This window comes from Streptomyces sp. PU-14G, assembly GCF_041028275.1.
GTDB lineage: Bacteria > Actinomycetota > Actinomycetes > Streptomycetales > Streptomycetaceae > Streptomyces.
In genome coordinates this window covers 1-4,972 of sequence record NZ_JASKYT010000465.1, presented here as the reverse complement: position 1 = coordinate 4,972, position 4,972 = coordinate 1, and the positions used below count along the sequence as shown (strand labels likewise).

The 4,972-nt window shown below is 75.2% G+C and carries 4 protein-coding genes and 1 pseudogene; 2 read left to right on the top strand and 3 right to left on the bottom strand.

Going from position 1 to position 4,972, the window contains the following annotated elements:
* Nucleotides 1–188: 188 nt before the first annotated feature.
* Nucleotides 189–407 (top strand): annotated as a pseudogene (locus AB8Z75_RS31545) (sensor histidine kinase); the annotation flags it as partial.
* 318 nt (nucleotides 408–725) lie between these two features.
* On the opposite strand, the gene AB8Z75_RS31540 reads toward AB8Z75_RS31545, so the two are convergent.
* Entirely contained in the window at nucleotides 726–1,958 is a 1,233-nt protein-coding gene (locus tag AB8Z75_RS31540; RefSeq protein ID WP_369208019.1) for an MFS transporter, read from the bottom strand.
* 71 nt (nucleotides 1,959–2,029) lie between these two features.
* Here AB8Z75_RS31540 and AB8Z75_RS31535 point away from each other — a divergent pair, with 71 nt between their 5' ends.
* Complete coding sequence (locus AB8Z75_RS31535) at nucleotides 2,030–2,803, top strand: helix-turn-helix transcriptional regulator (protein ID WP_369208017.1); 774 nt, start codon at nucleotides 2,030–2,032, stop codon at nucleotides 2,801–2,803.
* Nucleotides 2,804–2,911: 108 nt separating this feature from the next.
* On the opposite strand, the gene AB8Z75_RS31530 is transcribed toward AB8Z75_RS31535, so the two are convergent.
* Complete coding sequence (locus tag AB8Z75_RS31530; RefSeq protein ID WP_369208015.1) at nucleotides 2,912–4,306, bottom strand: UbiD family decarboxylase; 1,395 nt, start codon at nucleotides 4,304–4,306, stop codon at nucleotides 2,912–2,914.
* A 69-nt stretch (nucleotides 4,307–4,375) separates the two neighbouring features.
* Nucleotides 4,376–4,972: amidohydrolase family protein (locus AB8Z75_RS31525; RefSeq protein ID WP_369208013.1), on the bottom strand; the 597-nt coding region annotated here is incomplete at its 5' end.

Here is a 4,972-nt window from a genome sequence, read left to right as displayed (position 1 = left end):
GAGGTCGGAAAGGTGGCGGCGGCCCCCCCCCCCCCCCCCCCCCCCCCCCCCCCCCCCCCCCCCCCCCCCCCCCCCCCCCCCCCCCCCCCCCCCCCCCCCCCCCCCCCCCCCCCCCCCCCCCCCCCCCCCCCCCCCCCCCCCCCCCCCCCCCGCCGCCCGGCGGTGGCGGCGCCGCTGGCATGGCCGAGATACGGGTCGAGGACAACGGTCCCGGCATCCCCGCCGAGGCGCTGCCCGTGGTCTTCGAGCGCTTCGCGCGCGCTGACGCCTCGCGCTCACGCGCCCAGGGGAGCACCGGTCTCGGACTGGCCATCGTCCGGGCCGTGGTCTCCGCGCACGGGGGGCGGGTGAGCGCACACAGCGCGGCGGGCCGCACGGTTTTCACCGTACGGCTGCCGCTCGGCTAGGGCCGCGCCGCGGCGGCCGGAGCGGAGCAGAACCCGGGCGTTTATCCGGCGAGGGGCGGGCGCGAGGACCCGCAGCCGGCGCCCGGGTCCGGCACAGCCCGCTGACGGGGCGCCCGGCGCGCGCCGGTGCCCTGCGCGCCTGTGCCCGGCCGCCGGCTTCACGGCCGCTGAGCGGGTGTTCTCGGACAGCCGTTCCCGGGAGCGTGTGGGAGGCGCGCACCGCGCGTCGCCCTTCCGGATGCTCCGCGGCGGTCCACGGAAGCCCGGCAGCGCCCCTTCGGGCTCGCCCGTCGCGCTGCGGGTGTTGCCTGACACCGTTCAGGCCGACGGTTCCGGGCGGTCGCGGTGGGGGAGGAGGCCGATCACCAGCCCCAGGGCGGCGGAGGTGGCGCCGAGAGCGGCGACGGCCGGCCAGCCCGCCGCCGTCCAGGCGAGGGAGCCCGCCAGCGAGCCGGTCGCGATGCCGGCGAAGCGGCAGGTGAAGTAGCTGGTGTTGAGCCGGTTGTGCAGGTGGGAGGGGAGGGAGAAGAGCGCGGTCTGGCTGACCGTCTGGTTGCCCCACACGCCGACGTCCAGCAGGACGATGCCGGCCACCAGCCAGGCCAGTGAGGTGCCGCCGGGCAGCAGGACCAGCCATCCGGCGATCACCAGTACGGTCAGCGCGGCCAGACCGCGCCGAGGGCCGTACCGGTCGGCGAGCCTGCCCGCCCACGGTGAGGCCAGCGCGCTGGCGGCGGCGACGAGCCCGAACAGCCCGATCCGTGCGCTGTCGTAGTGGTAGTGCCGTGCCAGCAGGAACGTCAGAGTCGTCCAGAAGGCGCCGAAGGCCACACCGACCAGCGCCCCGGAGAAGATCACCCGGGCGACCAGGGGCCGGGCTGCCAGCCGGGGCAGGGAGGCCAGGCAGGTGCGGTAGCCCTCGGTGCCGGGTGGTGTCGGGTCCGGTGGCAGGCACCGGCGCAGGACGACGGCCAGCAGGAGGGTGAGGGCGCAGGAGACGGCGTACACCCCGCGCCAGCCGACCAGGCCCGCGAGGGCGCCCGCGTAGGCGCGGGAGGCGAGGATGCCGACGAGCAGGCCCGCCTGCACGGTGCCGACGACGCGCCCCCGCCCGCCCGGCCGGCCCGCGGACGGCTCGGACAGCGCGACGGCCAGCGGCGTGACCAACTGCGGTACGGGGGAGAGCAGGCCTGTCACGAACCCGGCGACGGCCAGGAACCAGGCGGTGGTGGCGAGCGCGCTCGCCGCGAGCGCCAGGCCCGAGCACGCGGTGAGCACCAGGATCAGCCGACGCCTGTCGTGGCTGTCCCCGGCGGGGACCAGCAGCAGAATGCCCGCCGCGTATCCGAGCTGGGTGGCGGTGGGGATCGCGCCCAGCAGCCCGGCATCCGCACGCAGGGAGCCGGCGATCTCCTCCAGCAGCGGCTGGCTGAGGTAGACGTTGGAGGCGGTCACCGCGCTGGTGACGGCCAGGACGAGCACGTGGAGACGGGAGAGCCCGTGGCCGCGCGACAGGTGCGGGGGCCAGGGCGTGAGGCGGGGTTCAGGCACGGGAGACGACGTTATGGCCGCCCCGCGTGGCAGACTTTCGCCGTACTGCCAGGTGATGTCGAGAGTGCGCCATGTTCGGGAAGAGCGAGAACCGGGACGACTACCAGGATGTGCCCCGCCCGGTGGCGGCGATGGCCCGCGACCTGGCCGACGGCCACCACATCCCGCCGCACCGGCACCGCCGGGCGCAGCTGATCTACGGCATCACCGGGGCCATCACGGTGGGCACCCCGCTCGGCACCTGGGTGGTGCCGGCCAGCAGGGGTGCGTGGGTGCCCTCGGGGCTCGACCACGAGATGACCTGCGCGGGCAGGGTCGCCATGCGGACGCTCTATCTGGACCCGGACGCCGCCACCCGGCTGCCCGCGGCCCCCACGGTCGTCTCCGTCCCCCCGCTGCTGCGCGAGCTGATCGACGAGGCGACGCGGCTGCCCGTCGAGTACGACACCGAGGGCCGCGACGGACTCCTCATGCGGCTGCTGCTGAGCGAACTCACTCCGCGCCCCGTGCCGGCGCTGCACCTTCCCGCCCCGGACTGCCCCCGCCTGGCGGACCTGTGCGCGCGGATCCGCCGCTGCCCACAGGAGCCGTGGACGGCACGGCAGGCCGCCGCCGTCGCCCACATGAGCCCGCGCAGCCTCCAGCGCCGCTTCGCCGAGGCGACCGGGATGAGCCTGGGCCACTGGGTACGGCAGGCGAAGCTGGCCCACGCGGTGGCGCTGCTGGCCAAGGGGGTGCCTGTCACCACCGTCGCCCTGCGCGTCGGCTACGCCACCCCCAGCGCCTTCACGGCCATGTTCCGGCGCGCGCTGGGCACCACACCCAGCCTCTACTTCTCGCCGTGAACGCCGCGGGGCCTGCGAGCGCGCCGCCGGGCCTGCGAGCGTGCCGCGGGACCTGCGAGCGTGCCGCCCGGGCCTGCCGAGCGTGCCCACGGGCCGTGCCGGGACGCGCTACCTGCCGCCACCGTCCAGCAGGCGGCGCGCGGTGCGTGTGCTGTGTGCGGCGACGTCGATGCGGACGCCGTCGAAGTCGGGGGCGCGGGTGGCGTCCAGGGCCATCCGGGAGGTCGTGCCCTCCGCCGTGGACGACGGGTCGAGGGGGCTGCCGGGCAGCCCGTCCACCACGAACACGTCCCGGTGCGGTTGCAGATGCGTCGCCAGCGCCCACAGCACCTCCGTGTCGCGGGTGACGTCCACGTCCTCGTCCACCGCCACCACCGTCTTCAGATACGGGTCCCAGCCCAGCAGGCCCAGCATCACCTGCCGCGCCTGCCCCGGCCGTGAGCGCCGCAGCGCCACGTACGCGTGGAAGTGGGTGCCGGAGGTCGGATAGTGCAGCCGCGCGACCTCGGGGAAGCGGTCGGAGAGCTTCTGCGCCATCTCCGCCTCGCGCGGGATGCGGGCCAGATTGAGGTGGTCGGCGGTGTTGCCGCCCGCGATGTCCAGTAGCAGCGGCTCGCGCCGGCCCAGCACCGTCTCCACGGTGAGCACGTTGTGCGTGGAGCGGCTGGAGGAGTATCCGGAGAACTCGCCGAACGGCCCCTCGTCAGCGCTGAGTTCCGGATCGATGGTGCCCTCCAGCACCAGCTCGGCGCTGGCCGGCACCCGGATGCCGTACCGCGGCGTGCGCACCACGTCCAGGGGCGCCCCGAACAGGCCCCCCGCGACGTCCCGTTCGTCGGTGCCGGCGTCGAGGCGGGCCGAGGCGGCCAACAGGAACAGCGGATGGCCGCCGATCACCATGGCCACCGGGAGCCGCTCGCCGCGCTCGGCCGCCAGCCCCAGCAGCTGCCACAGGTGGCCGCGCGAGTGGAGGCTGGTGGCGAGCTGGTCACGCGCGTGCACCATGGCGCGGTGGTAGCTGAGGTTCCCCGCGCGCCCCGGTACTCCGGGCGGCGGCTCCGCGGCGATGACACCGCTGGTGAGGTAGGGGCCGCGGTCGGAGGCGAAGTGCCGGATGAGCGGCAGCCTCCGCAGGTCCACCTCGGCCCCGCTCGCCACCCGCTCCAGCACGGGCCCCTCCGGCACCACCCGCGGGGCGGTGCGCCGCGCCGCCGCGGCCTGGTAGGCGGCGTGCAGCTCCTGCGGCCGGGCGTCCAGCAGCCGGGCGACCCGGCGCCGGGAGGCGAAGACGTTGGTGACGAGTCCGGTGCCGCCCAGCCCCCGCACGCCGGGACACACCAGCATCTCCTCGCGTCCGCGTGCGGCCAGCTCCAGCACCAGGGCCGCCACGTCCTCCCCGTCGATCTCCTCGTGGACGGTGGTCACGTCCTCCGGGTGGCGTGCGGGGTAGTCCGCCAGGAAGTCCCGCAGATCCTGCGACCGCGCTGCTGCGCTCGCCTGCACGGCGCTCCTCCTCCCTTTCCCTGGGCGGGGTCCGGGGGCGGGACGCGTCCCAGCCCCCGGACCTGGCGGTTACGCGCGGGCCGCGGCCCGCCCGCCGCGGGCGCCGTCCAGGGACGCGTAGGTGTCGGTCAGCCGCAGCTTCGCCTCGGCCTCGTCGCGCGGCGGGGGAGTGGGCTCCAGGCCCAGCAGCCGGGCCATGTTGTTGCCGAGGTAGCCCTCCAGGTCCTCCTCGGACAGGTGCATGCCCTGCGGCGGAGGACCGCACAGCACCTCCAGCTCACGCGCCCACATGCCGGGCTCGTTGGGGGGCGAGTCGGTGCCGAAGACGAGCTGGTGCTTCTCCATCTGCTGGGCGAACTCCACGATCCGCGACTGGAGCAGCCAGCCCGACTCGCCGTACACGTTGGGCGAGTCGAGGATCATGTACAGCGCCTCGAAGCAGTACACGCCGCCCGTCTGCACTCCGAAGTGCGCCAGGATGAAGTTGACGTTCGGGAACTCGCGGATGATCGGGTAGAACTGCGTCGGGATCGAGTACGGACCGTCCCCGGTGTGGATCAGCACCACCACGCCCAGCTCGTCGCACACCCGCAGCACCGGGCGCAGCCAGTCCAGGGCACGGTCGGGACGGTAAGCGTGCATGTTGGCATGCAGCTTCATCATCTG

Bases quoted from the DNA above. Each gene is read 5' to 3' on its own strand.
- AB8Z75_RS31535 (WP_369208017.1), top strand. From the start codon at position 2,030: ATGTTCGGGAAGAGCGAGAACCGGGACGACTACCAGGATGTGCCCCGC.